Origin of the sequence: Endozoicomonas sp. ALE010 (assembly GCF_049310165.1) — a bacterium.
In the GTDB taxonomy this organism is placed as follows: Bacteria; Pseudomonadota; Gammaproteobacteria; order Pseudomonadales; family Endozoicomonadaceae; genus Endozoicomonas.
The window spans coordinates 15,028-30,238 of the sequence record NZ_JBLYNV010000012.1 but is presented as its reverse complement, the minus strand read 5'-3'; the positions used below and the strand labels follow the sequence as shown (position 1 = coordinate 30,238).

Sequence of the window (15,211 nt, the reverse complement as noted above, 5' to 3'; positions counted from 1 at the left end):
AGCATGACGCAATCAACAACCAGCAGAGATAACCCGGCAGGAGGCCAGCCTGCCACCAACAGGGAACCTTTTACCCCCTGGTACCGGGAACCCTGGGCCTGGTACATCGTGGGTATTTTGCTGGTCACCTTTGCCTGGGGCGGCTTTCAGGTCTACACCGCCTTTACCCATCAGGACAGCGTGGTGATTGATGACTATTACAAAAACGGCAAAACCATCAACCAGGACATGACCCGGATTGAAAATGCCCGAAGCCTGGCCGTTGCCGGTACACTGACCATTGATGAATTGATCGGCGAAGTCCGGGTGACGATGCAGGGAAATCCGGAGGTGTGGCCCGGGCAGCTAAAACTCAGCTTTCTTTCTCCGGTATTTAAAGACAAAGACAGAACCATTGTGCTGAACCGCTCCTTTGGCATCAGCGCCAAATCAGCCGCAGATTCTAACCCGGCACAACCCGGGCAAAACCCAATGTATGTTGGCCAGCTGGACGCCCTGGTTACCGGTCGTTACTACCTGCAACTGGAAACCCTGGATGAGCTGATTCCGGAAGTGGGCTATGAGACCGGCTGGAAGATCACCCTGGAGGCCGTCGTCTCACCGGGAACCCCAACTACCCTGAAAAATCCGGATGCCTGATGACCGATACCCGTTGCTTTCATTGCACACTGCCGGTCAGCCAGCCGGTGGTATTTTTTGCAGACGTTGAAGGCACACTGCAGCCCATGTGTTGCCCGGGCTGCAAGGCAGTGACCGAGGCCATCGTAGCCGGCGGTCTGGAGAATTATTACCGGCACCGTACCGAAAGCGCCAACCAGGTCACTGACCTGAATCAGCGACTTCAGGAAGAACTGCAGATCTATGACCGTGCAGAGGTGCAAAAGGATTTTGTCAGACCCGCAGGCCCGGCTTCCCAAAGCCAGGATAACCACCTCACTGCCAGTCTGTTGATAGACGGCATCACCTGCGCCGCCTGTATCTGGTTATTGGAAAACCATCTGGAATCATTGACGGGTGTTGCCCGGGCCAGTGTCAACCTCAGCACCCATGAGGCACAGATCACCTGGGATAACAGCGAAATCCCCTTAAGTACCATTCTGCTGGAAATTCACAAAATCGGTTACAAGGCGTTCCCCTGGCGTGCCGACCAGCAGGAAGCCCTGCTGAAAAACGAAAACCGCACCTTTATACGACGGCTTGCCATTGCCGGTATTGGTGCCATGCAGGTGATGATGTATGCCATCGCCCTCTATTCCGGTGCCATCAGTGACGATATGCCGGACATTTACCGGGACCTGATCCGGATCTTCAGCGCCGTGATTGCCACGCCTGTGGTGTTGTACTCTGCTGCGCCCTTCTTCAAGGCGGCCTGGCGGGATATCAAAATACGGCATCTCGGCATGGATGTTCCGGTATCCATTGCCATTGGTGGCGCTTATCTGGCCAGCCTGTGGGCAACCTTCTGCGTTTATTTCCTTGCTGATGGCTCTATTTATTCCATCGCTGAAGGCTCTATTTATTCCACCGCTGAGGGCTCTGGCGAAGTCTACTACGACTCCGTTTCCATGTTTACCTTCTTCCTGCTGACCGGTCGCTACCTTGAGCTTCGTGCCCGCCATGCAACCGCCAGGGCTGCACGGGCGCTGACCAATCTGCTGCCGCCCAGCTGCCTGAAAGAAGTCAACGGTCACTATCAGCGCGTCCCGGTGGCCGATCTGCAACCAGACGACAAGGTTAGAATTCTTCCCGGCGATGCCATTCCCGCAGATGGCATTCTGATCAGTGGCTCCACCAGCGTGAATGAAGCCATGTTGACCGGAGAGTACCTGCCCATCGAAAAGCAGCGTGGTGACACACTGCTGTGCAGCAGTATCAATGTGGACCATCCCATTGAGCTTAAGGTAAGCAAAGTAGGCGAAGAGACCCGGGTAGCCGGCATTATCCAGCTGCTGCAACGGGCACAGCAGGATAAGCCCGCCATCGCGAAAATTGCCGATAAGGTGGCCGGCTGGTTTGTTGCCTGTGTGTTGCTGGTGGCCATTTGTGTGTACTGGGGCTGGTCCGGCATTGCGCCACAAGACGCGTTCTGGATTACCCTGTCGGTTCTGGTGGTGACCTGCCCCTGCGCCCTGTCCCTGGCCACCCCTGCCGCCCTGACTGCGGCTACCGGCTATCTGCACCGCCTTGGCCTGCTGGTGACCCGTGGTCATGTTCTGGAAGGCCTGAAAACCATCGACCATGTGATCTTTGATAAAACCGGCACCTTAACCAAAGGGGAACTGTCGTTAAGCCAGGTGGTTTCTCTTGATAACGGCAACAGTTCAAAAGAAGCGTTGCTTCAGCGGGCAGCAGCCCTGGAAGCACACTCTGAACACCCTATCGCCAGAGCCTTTTTCTACACCGTTGAGTCATTGCATGAGCAGGCTCGCGAGGTGAAAAACCATCTTGGCCAGGGGATAGAAGGCACCATTGGCAACCGCCTTTACCGCATCGGACGACCCGACTTTGTCTGTCCATCCGGCAATGTGGCAACGCCAGAACAGGATGGACAGTGGTTGCTGATGTCAGAAAGTACTGACCAGAAACTCTGGCAACCGCTCTGCTGGTTCAGGATTACCGACAGCCTGCGCCCTGAGGCCGCCCACACAATCCAACGGCTGCAACAGATGGGCAAAACCGTAACCCTGCTCAGTGGTGATGCCGAGCCGGTGGTGGCGGCAACCGCTGAATCCCTGGGTATACGGCAATGGAAGTCTGAAAGCAGCCCGGATGACAAGCTGCGCTATATCCAGACGCTGCAGAGTCAGGGCCACAAAGTCTTGATGGTTGGTGATGGCATCAATGATGTTCCCGTTCTGGCGGGGGCGGATATCTCCATGGCCATGGGCAACGCCTCAGACCTGGCGCGCACCAGTGCAGATGCAGTATTGATTTCCGGCAACCTTGAGCGACTGGCCGATGCCTTTAACCTGACCATAAGAACCCGGAAAATTATCCGGCAAAACCTGGCATGGTCCCTTGGCTACAACCTTGCCGCCCTGCCCCTGGCCGCAGCAGGCATGATTGCCCCATGGATGGCCGCTACCGGCATGGCGCTCAGCTCACTGATCGTGGTGGCCAACGCCCTGCGACTGAACCGCCCGGGAAAACTGCCCAAAGCACCGACCGAGTCAGAAGAAGTTTACGCCCACCTTGAACCCAGAGGAGCTGCCTGACCATGGAAAGCCTGATTATTCTGATCCCTCTGGCCCTGATCCTGATCGCTGTAGCGATCAAACTCTTTTTCTGGGCAGTAGACGACGGTCAGTTTGACGACCTTGAAGGGCCAGCCCACAGCATTCTTTTTGATGAGCCTCAACAGATACCAAAAGCTGATTCACATGACCATAAATGAAGTCCCCACCTTACTTTCCGCATTAACCCTGGGCATACTGGGCAGCGCCCACTGTATCGGCATGTGTGGCGGCATTACTTCCGCCCTCAGCCTCTCCCTGGCAGGCAAGTCCCGTGCACAGATCTTCTGGCTGATGCTGACCTATCATCTCGGACGAATTACCAGCTACGCCATCGCTGGTCTCCTTCTGGCCAGCATTGGCTGGTACCTGGGCGGTATCAGCCCGGAAGTAAAGATGGGACTGCGCTATTTTGCGGCCATTATGCTGATCGCCATGGGGCTTTATCTGACCGGTTGGTGGCGTGGTCTGACACATCTGGAAAAGATCGGACATAAGCTCTGGCAACATATCCAGCCCAAGGCCAAAGCACTGCTGCCCATCAAAAACTTTCCCAATGCCCTCGCCATTGGCATGCTCTGGGGGTGGTTACCCTGCGGCCTGGTCTACAGCACCCTGGCCTGGAGCGCCACTCAGGGAAAACCGGTACAGGGTGCGCTGTTAATGGCCTCATTTGGTATAGGCACCATACCCTCAGTGTTCCTGCTTGGTGCGTTCTCAAGACAGCTCAGCGGCATTATCCAAGCCAGTATCACCCGCAACCTGGCGGGGTTGCTGATTATCCTTTTTGGCTTGTGGTCTATGCCCGGCGCACACCAGAGGTGGTTGATGTCCATGCTGCACCATCACCATATGTGATAAAAGGAAAAAAAAAGTTCTGCCTCCTAGGAGGCTCTTAAAGTTTTGAATCAGAAATCAAACCAAAAGACGAGGCGCTCCGCTTTTTGCTTCTGCAACTCAGCCAACTCCAAAAAATACTTTTCCCCCAACGATTCCCTGATCGTAAGCTTGACAAACTCTTCGGGAACATCAACGCCCCTTTCTCTTAAAGGCTTGTTGTAGTCGTAAGAAACCAATTCATCAACAGACAGCCAGGAGTGGCCAGATCCACCCGTTCCCCATTCATCAGACTTGGCCTTGATGGAAAGACTGACATCTCCGGGCAGCCCCCGAGCCTCCTCAATAATGGGATACGGAGTAACATGCCAGGAGCCCCAGTCATAATCGCTTCTGACAAAACCCTCGGAAAAAAATGAAAAGACATGACGATTGCGATCTGAAAAAGGTTCGTAACCCGGGATTTCTTCCCATTGCCCGACACTATTTCTGAATTCAGCATACATATGTATGTCTGCACCCATAATTACTCCTCCTGTCTGATCAGTGACCAGGACATATTTGTGAATTTTTATGATCTAGCAGCAAAAATAGCACATTCAATGAACCCACCAATCACTATCAATCAGACCCTTTTCAGCACAACCCTGCCAGCCAAAGCATTATTTGCTCGATTAATAACCAGATGGCAGATACAATAGCCAACCTCAACAACTTCACGCCACGTTGGACACAATCCTCATCACATGCCCTAAAGACGAACCACTAAGGCATGCCAGTTCGGTTCATACCTATTGACACCGATCAAAGAACAACCTTGAAAATCTTTCTAAACTAGCCAAAAACATCATGACGTAATACCGACTGTTTTTGCCTTACCCTTTCCGGCACAAAAAGACCGACCAGAAGGCGAACACACTGACTAATAAGACATGAAGATTACCGAGAGCAATAATGAATACCGCACCAGTTTGGGATAAAGACCTGATTCACCGATACAACCACTCAGGCCCGCGTTATACCTCCTATCCCACGGCGGTGCAGTTTGATGGCAGCTTTGATATTGAGAAATATCATCACAATGCCCACTCCAGTGCCAGGGCCATCAATCCCCTGTCACTCTACTTTCATATCCCGTTCTGCTCCCATGTCTGTTATTACTGCGCCTGTAATAAAATTGTCACCAAACACCGTGGGCGCGCCAATAGTTATCTGGAATACCTGTTTCGTGAAATAGAGATGCAGGCAGCACTCTACAGTCAGGAACAGCGGGTCGAGCAACTGCACTTTGGCGGCGGCACACCGACCTTTCTGAGCAGAGATCAGATGAGGGATCTGATGGGCCATATCCGTCAGCACTTCCAACTGACCCAAAGCGATACCGCAGACTACTCCATTGAACTGGATCCCAGGGAAGTAGACTGGCCCATGATGGGCACCCTGAGGGACCTTGGCTTCAACCGAATCAGCATGGGCGTTCAGGACCTGAACCCCAAAGTTCAGCAAGCCGTTAACCGGGTTCAACCTGAAAGCATGATTCAATCCATTCTTGATGCTTCCAGGGTCATGGCATTCCGCTCGGTACACATGGACCTGATTTACGGCCTGCCTTTCCAGACCACCAACAGTTTTATGGAAACCATCGATCGTGTGGCTGATATGGCCCCGGACAGGCTATCCCTGTTTAACTACGCCCACCTGCCCCACCGCTTCAAACCACAGCGCCGAATTAATGAGCAGGATCTGCCTGCGCCGGAAGTGAAGCTGGACATTCTGCATCAGGCCACGGAAAAACTGCTGGATCAGGGCTACATCTACATCGGTATGGATCACTTTGCCCTGCCAGACGATGAACTGGCCATTGCCCGGGAAGAAGGCACGCTGCACCGGAATTTCCAGGGTTATACCACCCATGGTCATTGCGACCTGATCGGCATGGGCGTGTCTGCCATCAGCCAGGTAGGCGACACTTATATCCAGAACAGCACCGATGAAGCCCGGTACTGTGCAATGATCAATGAACAGCAGTTGCCAGTGGTTCGCGGCCTGAAGATGACCGCTGATGACAAAGTCCGCCAGGCAGTGATTACCCAGCTGATCTGCCACTTCAAACTGAACTTCAGCGATATTGAACAGCGGTTTGATATTCAATTCAGGGATTACTTCCGGGATGAGCTGGCAAGGCTGGAGCCGATGAGGGCAGACGGCCTGATCAGTCTCAATAGCGATGGCTTGCTGGAAGTACTGCCAAAGGGAACACTGCTGATCCGTAACATCTGTATGCAGTTCGACCACTATCTCCATCAACCGGAGATGAAAGAGAAGACGCTCTTCTCAAAGGTTATCTGAGTAACACTCCGGAGCAATCACCAGGCTCCGGAGCCCCTCTCCCGCCAGTACCGACAACGACTGATCATCCCGCACAGAACCGAAACCTCTCTGCAGCTCACCGGTTTATCAGAAAAAAACTGAAACTGACGACGACTTGCCACCACTATCACATTGATTTACTTGAAACATAAGTGCAAAATCTGCCATGTCCGTTAAATACCACGAACGAAAATTTAATCCTGTGACATAAGACAATGTCAGATTGATTTTCAGGGATAAAGACACACAACCACCAGGAGCCATGACCATACCATGATCAGGGTCAGCCCTGAGCTTGATAGATGACACGGCAGATGAGAGCTCACCGGAACCACCGCAGTTTATGACGCATTGCTGAAGCAGCACCAAACCCCTACCCTGGGTCTGCCCGGTTGCGTACATACCTGATTTACACTCCGGTAACACTTTTCATACACTTGGTTTTCCATAAACAGTGTCGAATTTCGCCAAATACGACTTTGAGGCCTCTCAATGACGTCAAAGCCCAACGTCCGACAGCCGAGCCATGTGGCCTGCAGAGACTGCAGCCTCAGCTCACTGTGCCTGCCACTGGCACTGAGCATTAAGGATATCGATCAGCTGGATCACATTATCAAGCGTGGGCGTCCTTTGAAAAAAGGCGAACACCTGTTTCTGGAAGGTGACCCCTTTACCAGTGTCTTTGCTGTTCGCTCAGGGGCTCTCAAAACCTACACAGCGACCAATGAAGGTGAGGAACAAATCACCGGATTTTACCTGCCCAGCGAAATTCTTGGCCTGAGCGGTATGGATACGGATACCTATCCGGTGTCGGCCCAGGCGATGGAAACCACCATGATCTGCGAGATTCCTTTTGAGCAACTGGAAACCCTTTCCGATCAATTCCCGGAATTGCGCCGACATCTGATGCGCCTGATGAGCAAGCGTATCCGTGAAGACCAGCAAATGATGATGCTGCTGTCCAAGAAAAACGCCGATGAACGTATTGCCACCTTCCTGATTAACCTGGCCAGCCGTTTTCGTCGCCGGGGTTTTTCTTCCCAGTCGTTCCGTCTGTCCATGTCGAGAAATGAGATGGGGAACTACCTGGGTCTGGCGGTAGAAACGGTTAGTCGTGTATTTACCCGATTCCAGAAAAACGGCCTGATCTCCGCCGTGGGCAAGGAAATCGAAATTCGCAACTCGGTTGAACTCTGTGCCCTGGCCGGGGGAAAAACACTGGAACCGATTGCTACCAACGCCTGACTTTATCCTCTAAAGAAGCTACCCTTTGAGGTGGCTTCTTCCTTTTTATCCATTGACTGACAGCGGCATGCTCCCTCCCATGCATACAAACGAATGTTCATCCGTTCAGGAATATCTGCGAACGCAAATCAGAACCATCGCGGACTGGCCCCATGAAGGCATCCTGTTTCGGGATATCACCACACTGTTTGAAAACCCGGAAGCCTGGCGTAAGGCCGTGGATGTCATGGTTCAGCGTTATGAGAACCAGACTTTTGATCGCATTGGCGCGCTTGATGCCCGCGGTTTCCTGCTTGGCTCGACACTGTCCTATATCATGAACAAGCCGCTGGCACTGTTTCGCAAGAAAGGCAAACTGCCAGGCAAAACCCTCAGTGTCGAGTATGACCTTGAATATGGCAAAGCCGTACTGGAAATGCATGAAGACACCATTAAGGCCGGTGAAAAAATTCTGTTAGTGGATGACCTTATCGCCACCGGAGGCACACTGCTGGCTGGGGATCAGTTGATTCGACAAGCAGGAGCCAGCACACTGGAAGCTGCAGCTATCATCAATCTGCCAGACCTCAAGGGCGCTGACAGACTCAATGCGGCGGGCATTCCAACCTATGCCCTGTGCAATTTTGCCGGTGAGTAAAACCACCCTCAGTTCAGAATTTCAGGGATGATACGATATGTCTCTTAGATCCAGGGTTAATGTCTGGATCTGAGAGCCCCTCCCGCAGTTACAGGACGCACAGACCGGGATCTACCCGGGAAAAGGACTTTGCAAATGGGAATATGCGCCAAGGAACTAAGGCACTATGTTGTTCGCCCCGCACTCAAGCATCTGGGTATGTGGAGCCCTACTGCTGAGAACCTGCTGCTTGGTACCGCAGCCAGAGAGTCCGGGCTTGGTTTTCATCTGAAACAGGCCAATCACCAGGCACTCGGTATCTATCAGATTTCTCCTCGCATGCACCGCAATATCTGGGACCTGTTTCTGGCACCAAACGCTGACTTATCCAGCAAAGTTCGGGGACTGGCCAGCCAGCGGGAGTTTCTTTCCCACCCCCATCATGAACTGGCGACCAACCTGGTTTACGCCACCGCCATTGCCTGGCTTATCTATCACCGCTGCGGTATTCAGATCGAAGATATTGATAAAGAAGACATCACTGCCATGGCCAGATTATGGCAAAAGCACTTCCACAGCAGAAACCCCGGAACACTCCAGAGCTTCTGCGAAAGCTATCAAAAGATGATTATTGAATCAGGCTGCTCCACAGAGGAGTCAACGTACTTTAACCAGGCTGCAGCCAAACCGGCATAACAGGATTCAGCCTGCCTGCTCCCTTATCGCCTTGATGATGCTCCCCTACAACCCCTTGGCCTCAGCACATTGAACACAAAGGTCAGCATAAGGCATAACCTCAAGGCGCTGAACCGGAATTTCCTTACCGCAGGACAGGCAGAAACCGTAATCGCCCTCATTTATACGATCAAGGGCGCGGTTAATTTTACCCAGTTCAATCACCGCCTCGTTACCCAGTGCATCAATAACCTCATCATTCTCCCGTTCCTGCGCCTGCTCAGACCAGTCTGCACTGTTTTTTCGGGAAGCATCCTTTTTAATTTTACCCAGACGCGTATTCAGCTCATCCCTGCGAGCCATCAACCATTTCTGCCACTTATCATGATCTGTCATTTTGCTACCCCTGCACAAAAATACTGTAGAATCCTGCTGTTTATTCTATAAAGAATGGTTGTGTCAAAAGGTCACTCTTTACCATAAAACAACGCCGAAGAACCTTATCCCCACTCACAAAAACGGATAAGGTAATTACCAACCTGCGGCGTACTGATTCTTTCCAAAATCATGAATTCAAATAGTAGATCATTGATACCGTAAACGTAATATTCAGTTTCAATCCGGAAAAACATTTTCCCACCTGGTACATCAATTCAATGAGTTTGATGTGAACAATCTCCGTTCAGCCTGAAGCGGAGTCCAGGAGGCTGACAAAGTCCCTCCTCTTGATCTCGTAACCATTAACAGGCTGAGTGGTCGATAACCAGGCATTACATCACATAAGGCAGTCGTTTCAGCCTGTCGATGCAGGATGTGTGATTGAGCTGTCTGGCAAGTACCAGGGGAGTCCTGCCATGTCTGTTTCTCACCCGATGATCTGCGCCGGCATTCAACAGCATCCTGACAACTTTCAGGTTGCCATTGAATGCCGCCATATGCAGAACGGTATTGCCGTCTTGATCGGGAATATTCAGATCCGCCTTCGCCCGAATCAGCAGGCTGAGGGAAGCATCAAATGAGAAATGAATAAAGGACATATCAACGGCATAGTGCATGGCAGTACGGCCGGAATTATCTTTAACATCAAGCTGAGCACCTACCTGGATCAGGGCTTTCAGGCTATTGCAACGGTGTTTAAGCACAGCCAGATGCAGTGCGGTCTTACCCTCTGCGTTGGTCATGTCAAGGTCGGCATCGGAGCGAATAAACATGCGCAGGCACACATAACTGCCGTAGGTGACGGCGTCGTGTAACACCGTGTTGCCAGCCGAGTCCCTTGCCGAAAAATCCACGTTAGCCTCAACAATGACCCTGACGCACCCAAGATGGTTGCATCTGGTGGCTATGTGCAGTGCTGTCATAACGCTATTGCCGTTGGTAAAGGCCTGGATATTGGCCCCCCTTCGGATCAGGGTTTGCACGCTTTCAAGGTGCCCATGATAAGCAGCAAGGTGCAGGGCATTCCAGCCACAATTGACAAACGCCTCAACGTTGGCGTTGTTATCAATCAGGATTTCCAGACACTCACTATGGTTTCGCATGGCAGCGTAGTGTATCGCCGCTCTGCCAACGGGGGTCACTGCGTCAAGGTTCGCACCTTTATCGGCAAGTAATCGCAGGCAGTGGCCATGACCACCGGTGGCCGCATGGTGAACTGCCACCCGGCCATGCCGGCTGGCTATGGTCATGTTACACCCATTGCTGATGAGAATATCCATTACCGCCCTGTGGCCGGCCTTGGTCGCCAGAATCAGGGGGGTCCTGCCACGGCTGTCCACGGTATCAATAATGCCCGGGTTCCGGGCCAGTATCCTGACACACTCACAACGGCCTTCCAGGGCAGCAATATGCAGTGCTGTTCGGTCATGACTGTCCCTGGTGGCAGGGTTTGCCCCTCCCAGAATCAATGCTTCGGCAAACTGACCGTCTTCCTGCCTGGCTGCCAGATGAAGGGCGGTATGACCATCCCGGTTAGTCAGATTGAGACCCGCACCGGACTGAATCAGAAAATTAACCACATCAAGGTGGCCATTGACCAGGGCAACGTGCAGTGGGGTCATGCCGTTATTGATGGCCGGGACATCCAGCGAAGCCCCCGCTGCCACCAAAGCCCTGACGCAACCCATTTGCCCATTGCTGGCGGCCATGTACAGCAGACGGACATGATGACCTGTATCACCGGTACGAAACAGGGCAAAGACAACACTCGGGTCGAGGGTCAGCAACTGCTGAAGCTGTGCCAGGTTTCCGGAGCGACAGCAACTCAGGGGCATTGACTCGCTGTAAGCTGAGTACTCATAGAGCTTCGCCCCACCCTCTCGCATCAGTGGCAGGGCCCAATTAAGACAGACCGGGCAAGTTCGTCTGGACAACTGTCGGCTGTTAAGCCAGGGGGTCACACATTGCTCGTGATAGCGATGGCGACAAGGGGTAACCACTACCCTGCTGTGTCCAAACAATCCAACCAGACAAATCGGACAGACATCGTTTAATGGTTGCCCTGTCGGGTTGGAAACCGGAGAAATTGAATTTTCCATCAGTATTCAGGTCACCGTGTACCCGGTTGAATTCATGGACAACCGGTGATTTCATAAACACTATTGACAGAAAAATTGTGGACTGGTTCCTGAAAGGCAGCACAGAAGCTGACCTGCCTGCTATTGGCGCACCTTGGCAATCTGATCTGAATTGAACGTTCGCATAGCCTGGCTGCACAGCCTCTCAGCTTGAGAGGCCGGGAAATTAAATAGTAATAATTTTTACCATGTCAATATCGGTATCGATTGGATCAGGAATATTCCCGGAAAAGATCGTTTGATTGTCCTCATGCTCATAGGACTTGCGCTCGCCAGAACGATCCATTTTAAGATCCTTGAAATTGAACAGCTCAGTATCAGCCATCTGGGATGGCGCTATATTTTGCATAGCCGTAAAAATTGACTCGATCCTGCTCGGATTCTTTTTTTCCCACTCAGCCAGCATGGCTTTGATATTCTGACGCTGCAGGTTCTTTTGTGAGCCACACAGGTTGCATGGAATAATCGGGAACGCCATTTGCTCAGCAAACCGTTTGATATCCTTCTCGCGGCAATAAGCCAAAGGGCGAATCACCACGTTCCGTCCATCGTCTGATAGTAACTTGGGTGGCATGGCGGCCAGCCGGGAGCCATAGAACATATTAAGAAACATGGTCTCTACGATGTCGTCCTTATGGTGGCCAAGGGCAATTTTGGTTGCGCCGATATCTTCGGCAAAGGCGTACAAAGTGCCACGGCGCAAGCGCGAGCATAAACCACAGGTGGTTTTACCCTCCGGTATCTTCGACTTAACCACCGAATAGGTATCCCTGTTAATAATATGATAAGGAACATTCAGGCCATCCAGGTATTCCGGCAGGATATGCTCAGGAAAGCCCGGTTGTTTCTGATCCAGATTCACCGCCACTAAATCAAAGGTTATCGGTGCACTTTTCTGGAGACTCTGCAAAATATGAAGCATCGTGTAGCTATCAGCGCCACCCGATAAACAGACCATCACTTTGTCGCCATCCTCGATCATATTGAACTCTTCAATAGCCTGACCTGCGTGGCGGCGCAACCTTTTTTGCAGCTTGTTAAATTCTGTCTTTGCAGTTCCGGAAAGAGAAGTCGTCATATTATCCTGAGGGAGTCTAAGGAAAAATTTGATTATAACTATCTGTCAATCTTTCACCAATCAGACCGATTGCTATCCCGTTACGGACTTTCACTACAGGGGATTCTGAAACCAGCTCAAATGGAATAAGTTATGGGATATCCCCGCCCCGGAAAGGTATCCACCGAGCCATTCAAGACCCACAACTTAAAACGGCTCAACGCCAGCAGCCACTGAAAATGGATAAAACCCGGTATTGATTAACAAAAGCAAAATCAATATATTTAAAATCAAATTCTGCATAGCAGAATAATAAGGAAATGATAACATGCCCGATGCCTATATCTACGACGGTGGTCGTAGACCTTTCGGCCGAGACGGTGGGGCGCTCTCATCGATCCGTCCGGATGACCTGTTGGGTGACATCATCAGGACTCTCATTCAGCGCAATGCTTTCGACCTGAATCAATACGAAGACGTTATCGCAGGTGGCACACAGCGGGTTCCCCGTCTGGCCGGGGTAAAAAACGCACTGAATCTGATGACGTCAGGTCAACCCCTGGAAAAATTGGCAGGCACAAGGCAGTTAAATATCCAATATGAATGACCAATATGCCACTCTGAAAGGAATAATCTTTGCCCTGCTCTCAGCACTGGCATCCACTACCGCGGGTGTTGCCACCAAGGTGGTAGCCGATGCAGTTCCCATCTCTATGGTTGTTTTGTTTCAGTACGGCATCTGCCTGCTTATTCTTATCCCTTTGCTGTTGAAACACCCTCTTCGCAACTGGTATACAAAACACCCGGTTATTCATGCTGTCCGGGGGATTTCCGGCTGGCTGTGTTTTTTTACCTACTATCTGGCGATTCAACATACCCCCCTGGTGGACGCCTCTCTGCTGCGTAACACGGCACCGTTATTTGTGCCATTATTTGTCTGGGCCTGGATAAAAATAACCATTCCGGGGGGGCAGTGGCTGCCTATTATTGTTGGCTTCCTGGGTATTCTGCTGATCTTGCGACCGGACGCAGAAGGCATTGAATACTGGCATATCGTCGGGTTGCTGTCCGGCGTGTTTCTGGCGCTTTCCATGGTCAGCACCCGGGTCCTTTCAGGCACGGAATCGACCCATGTGATTTTGTCTTACTATTTTTTGATATCGTTTCTTAGCAGCATCCCGTTAGCTATCCTTGACTGGCAGCCTATTCCTTACTGGACACTGCCCTATTTGCTCTTTATTGGTGGTTCTATCTCGTTGACCATGTGGTGTTATACCCGGGCATTGACACTTGCCAGTGCCGTCATCGTGGCACCTATAAACTACTCCGGTGTTGTATTTTCAGGAATTATGGGCTGGCTGATCTGGAGCCATATTCCTGACGGGTTTGCGCTGACAGGAATTGTGCTGGTCATCGCAGCCGGGCTGATTACGGCGTTCTGGAACAGCGGCAGCGCCAGGCAACAATAGATGGATGTTAACCGACAAACCCCGGAGATTTACCCGATACTTCTGATTTACCTATGTTATAAATGTTTAATCCTTTAACCAGTATTGATAATGGCCTTTAATTTGCGGGGAGCGGAACTCCACCCCCTGCAGAGCGTACACAATAGTAGAAGACACACCACATATGAATGAAATTATTGACCTGCCAAGAGAGAAAGGGGGGGAGAAAGACAGGAAATTCGTTGAGGCGCTGGCACGTGGCCTGGATTTGCTGCGGGCTTTCAACCAACAGGGCGGCGTTCTCGGCAATCAGGACCTTGCCAGAATTACCGGGCTTCCCAAACCAACCATCTCCCGCTTGACTTACACATTGACCCAGCTGGGCTATCTCACCTACTCGAAGCACCTGGAAAAATATCAACTGGACGTCGGTGTGCTGGCACTGGGTTACGCCTACACCTCCAACCTCAACGTACGTAAAATTGCCAAGCCTTATATGGAAAAAATGGCCACTCAAGCCAATATCTCTGTAGGACTGACCGTACGTGAGCGTCTGTCGATGATTTATGTTGAAAATTGCCGCAATGAAAAAACGCAGGCTCTGCGCATGGATGTTGGCTCAAGATTGCCACTGGCAACATCATCCTCCGGGCGCGCCTTTCTGGCCGGCCTGTCAGACGGTGAAAGACATCAGATCCTGTCACTGATGGAGCAGCACTCAGGTGATCACTGGCCAGCCTGGCAAGAAAGCATCAGCAAGGCTATTGATGAGTATCAGGAAAAAGGCTTCTGTACATCCCTTGGCGACTGGAGCAAAGATGTTAATGCCGTTGCTGTCCCGCTCAAACTTCTGGACGGCCGGGTTATGGCAATCAACTGCGGTGGTCCGAAATACCTTATCTCCGATGAGATGATCATGCAGTCATTGGGGCCACAGCTGGTTCATGTGGTGCGGGATATTGAGGCTACCGGGGTATAACCCATAAATAACACGGCTTGAATACTGTCCTATCCTCGTTTCCATGCTCCACGTGGGAACGAGCACATAGCACTTAATTGAGATAAAATAAAAAATCGAACACACATTTCGCTGTGCAGTATTGCATATTGATTTCAACCATATCCTCAGGCTAAGATCACAAAGCACTGAAATC

Annotated in this window: 15 protein-coding genes; 11 read left to right on the top strand and 4 right to left on the bottom strand. The window is 51.5% G+C overall.

Annotation, left to right across the window (positions count from 1 at the left end; all coding sequences use genetic code 11):
- The first annotated feature begins 3 nt into the window (after window positions 1–3).
- From ACO6UY_RS07435 to ACO6UY_RS07420, 4 genes are read left to right on the top strand one after another with little or no spacing between them, the layout of a single operon-like run.
- Window positions 4–639 carry a FixH family protein gene (locus ACO6UY_RS07435; protein ID WP_422450867.1) on the top strand — a complete coding sequence of 212 codons (636 nt, stop codon included), beginning with the start codon at window positions 4–6 and terminating at the stop codon, window positions 637–639.
- A complete protein-coding gene (locus tag ACO6UY_RS07430; RefSeq protein WP_422489505.1) occupies window positions 639–3,215 on the top strand; it encodes a heavy metal translocating P-type ATPase in 2,577 nt (858 codons plus the stop codon). Before ACO6UY_RS07435 ends, ACO6UY_RS07430 begins: the two co-directional genes overlap by 1 nt.
- A gap of 2 nt (window positions 3,216–3,217) precedes the next feature.
- Window positions 3,218–3,394 carry a cbb3-type cytochrome oxidase assembly protein CcoS gene (gene ccoS / locus ACO6UY_RS07425; RefSeq protein ID WP_422450863.1) on the top strand — a complete coding sequence of 59 codons (177 nt, stop codon included), beginning with the start codon at window positions 3,218–3,220 and terminating at the stop codon, window positions 3,392–3,394.
- Window positions 3,381–4,091 carry a sulfite exporter TauE/SafE family protein gene (locus tag ACO6UY_RS07420; RefSeq protein WP_422450862.1) on the top strand — a complete coding sequence of 237 codons (711 nt, stop codon included), beginning with the start codon at window positions 3,381–3,383 and terminating at the stop codon, window positions 4,089–4,091. The genes ccoS and ACO6UY_RS07420 overlap by 14 nt, the downstream gene beginning before the upstream one ends.
- Before the next feature lie 50 nt (window positions 4,092–4,141).
- Here the strand turns inward: ACO6UY_RS07420 and ACO6UY_RS07415 are convergent, their stop codons facing one another.
- Window positions 4,142–4,594 carry a hypothetical protein gene (locus ACO6UY_RS07415; protein ID WP_422450861.1) on the bottom strand — a complete coding sequence of 151 codons (453 nt, stop codon included), beginning with the start codon at window positions 4,592–4,594 and terminating at the stop codon, window positions 4,142–4,144.
- A gap of 430 nt (window positions 4,595–5,024) precedes the next feature.
- Between ACO6UY_RS07415 and hemN the strand changes: the two genes are divergently transcribed.
- From hemN to ACO6UY_RS07395, 4 genes are all read left to right on the top strand, one after another.
- The gene (gene hemN / locus ACO6UY_RS07410) at window positions 5,025–6,419 is read left to right on the top strand and encodes an oxygen-independent coproporphyrinogen III oxidase (protein ID WP_422450860.1); all 1,395 of its coding nucleotides are present in this window, start codon (window positions 5,025–5,027) and stop codon (window positions 6,417–6,419) included.
- Between the two features lie 513 nt (window positions 6,420–6,932).
- Window positions 6,933–7,685, top strand: a complete 753-nt coding sequence (gene fnr / locus ACO6UY_RS07405) for a fumarate/nitrate reduction transcriptional regulator Fnr (RefSeq protein WP_422450859.1) — start codon at window positions 6,933–6,935, stop codon at window positions 7,683–7,685.
- 79 nt (window positions 7,686–7,764) lie between these two features.
- Complete coding sequence (locus ACO6UY_RS07400) at window positions 7,765–8,322, top strand: adenine phosphoribosyltransferase (protein ID WP_422450858.1); 558 nt, start codon at window positions 7,765–7,767, stop codon at window positions 8,320–8,322.
- Window positions 8,323–8,457: 135 nt separating this feature from the next.
- The gene (locus ACO6UY_RS07395; protein WP_174783948.1) at window positions 8,458–8,997 is read left to right on the top strand and encodes a hypothetical protein; all 540 of its coding nucleotides are present in this window, start codon (window positions 8,458–8,460) and stop codon (window positions 8,995–8,997) included.
- 45 nt (window positions 8,998–9,042) lie between these two features.
- Here ACO6UY_RS07395 and ACO6UY_RS07390 read toward each other — a convergent pair whose 3' ends face one another.
- The 3 genes from ACO6UY_RS07390 to ttcA all read right to left on the bottom strand — a co-directional run bounded on the left by ACO6UY_RS07390 (window position 9,043) and on the right by ttcA (window position 12,630).
- Window positions 9,043–9,372, bottom strand: a complete 330-nt coding sequence (locus tag ACO6UY_RS07390) for a TraR/DksA family transcriptional regulator (RefSeq protein WP_101748834.1) — start codon at window positions 9,370–9,372, stop codon at window positions 9,043–9,045.
- A gap of 374 nt (window positions 9,373–9,746) precedes the next feature.
- Window positions 9,747–11,513 (bottom strand): ankyrin repeat domain-containing protein, encoded by a 1,767-nt coding sequence (locus ACO6UY_RS07385; RefSeq protein WP_422450857.1) that lies wholly within the window; start codon window positions 11,511–11,513, stop codon window positions 9,747–9,749.
- Window positions 11,514–11,718: 205 nt separating this feature from the next.
- Entirely contained in the window at window positions 11,719–12,630 is a 912-nt protein-coding gene (ttcA, locus tag ACO6UY_RS07380; RefSeq protein ID WP_422450856.1) for a tRNA 2-thiocytidine(32) synthetase TtcA, read from the bottom strand.
- A 307-nt stretch (window positions 12,631–12,937) separates the two neighbouring features.
- On the opposite strand from ttcA, the gene ACO6UY_RS07375 reads away from it, so the two are divergent.
- From ACO6UY_RS07375 to ACO6UY_RS07365, 3 genes are all read left to right on the top strand, one after another.
- On the top strand, window positions 12,938–13,216 hold the full coding sequence (locus ACO6UY_RS07375) for a hypothetical protein (RefSeq protein ID WP_422461153.1): 279 nt from the start codon (window positions 12,938–12,940) through the stop codon (window positions 13,214–13,216).
- Complete coding sequence (locus ACO6UY_RS07370) at window positions 13,209–14,078, top strand: DMT family transporter (RefSeq protein WP_422461151.1); 870 nt, start codon at window positions 13,209–13,211, stop codon at window positions 14,076–14,078. Before ACO6UY_RS07375 ends, ACO6UY_RS07370 begins: the two co-directional genes overlap by 8 nt.
- A gap of 163 nt (window positions 14,079–14,241) precedes the next feature.
- Window positions 14,242–15,036, top strand: a complete 795-nt coding sequence (locus ACO6UY_RS07365; RefSeq protein WP_422450852.1) for an IclR family transcriptional regulator — start codon at window positions 14,242–14,244, stop codon at window positions 15,034–15,036.
- Window positions 15,037–15,211 lie beyond the last annotated feature (175 nt).

Bases quoted from the DNA above. Each gene is read 5' to 3' on its own strand.
- ACO6UY_RS07435 (WP_422450867.1), top strand. From the start codon at position 4: ATGACGCAATCAACAACCAGCAGAGATAACCCGGCAGGAGGCCAGCCT.
- ACO6UY_RS07430 (WP_422489505.1), top strand. From the start codon at position 639: ATGACCGATACCCGTTGCTTTCATTGCACACTGCCGGTCAGCCAGCCG.
- ccoS (WP_422450863.1), top strand. From the start codon at position 3,218: ATGGAAAGCCTGATTATTCTGATCCCTCTGGCCCTGATCCTGATCGCT.
- ACO6UY_RS07420 (WP_422450862.1), top strand. From the start codon at position 3,381: ATGACCATAAATGAAGTCCCCACCTTACTTTCCGCATTAACCCTGGGC.
- ACO6UY_RS07415 (WP_422450861.1), bottom strand. From the start codon at position 4,594: ATGGGTGCAGACATACATATGTATGCTGAATTCAGAAATAGTGTCGGG.
- hemN (WP_422450860.1), top strand. From the start codon at position 5,025: ATGAATACCGCACCAGTTTGGGATAAAGACCTGATTCACCGATACAAC.
- fnr (WP_422450859.1), top strand. From the start codon at position 6,933: ATGACGTCAAAGCCCAACGTCCGACAGCCGAGCCATGTGGCCTGCAGA.
- ACO6UY_RS07400 (WP_422450858.1), top strand. From the start codon at position 7,765: ATGCATACAAACGAATGTTCATCCGTTCAGGAATATCTGCGAACGCAA.
- ACO6UY_RS07395 (WP_174783948.1), top strand. From the start codon at position 8,458: ATGGGAATATGCGCCAAGGAACTAAGGCACTATGTTGTTCGCCCCGCA.
- ACO6UY_RS07390 (WP_101748834.1), bottom strand. From the start codon at position 9,372: ATGACAGATCATGATAAGTGGCAGAAATGGTTGATGGCTCGCAGGGAT.
- ACO6UY_RS07385 (WP_422450857.1), bottom strand. From the start codon at position 11,513: ATGGAAAATTCAATTTCTCCGGTTTCCAACCCGACAGGGCAACCATTA.
- ttcA (WP_422450856.1), bottom strand. From the start codon at position 12,630: ATGACGACTTCTCTTTCCGGAACTGCAAAGACAGAATTTAACAAGCTG.
- ACO6UY_RS07375 (WP_422461153.1), top strand. From the start codon at position 12,938: ATGCCCGATGCCTATATCTACGACGGTGGTCGTAGACCTTTCGGCCGA.
- ACO6UY_RS07370 (WP_422461151.1), top strand. From the start codon at position 13,209: ATGAATGACCAATATGCCACTCTGAAAGGAATAATCTTTGCCCTGCTC.
- ACO6UY_RS07365 (WP_422450852.1), top strand. From the start codon at position 14,242: ATGAATGAAATTATTGACCTGCCAAGAGAGAAAGGGGGGGAGAAAGAC.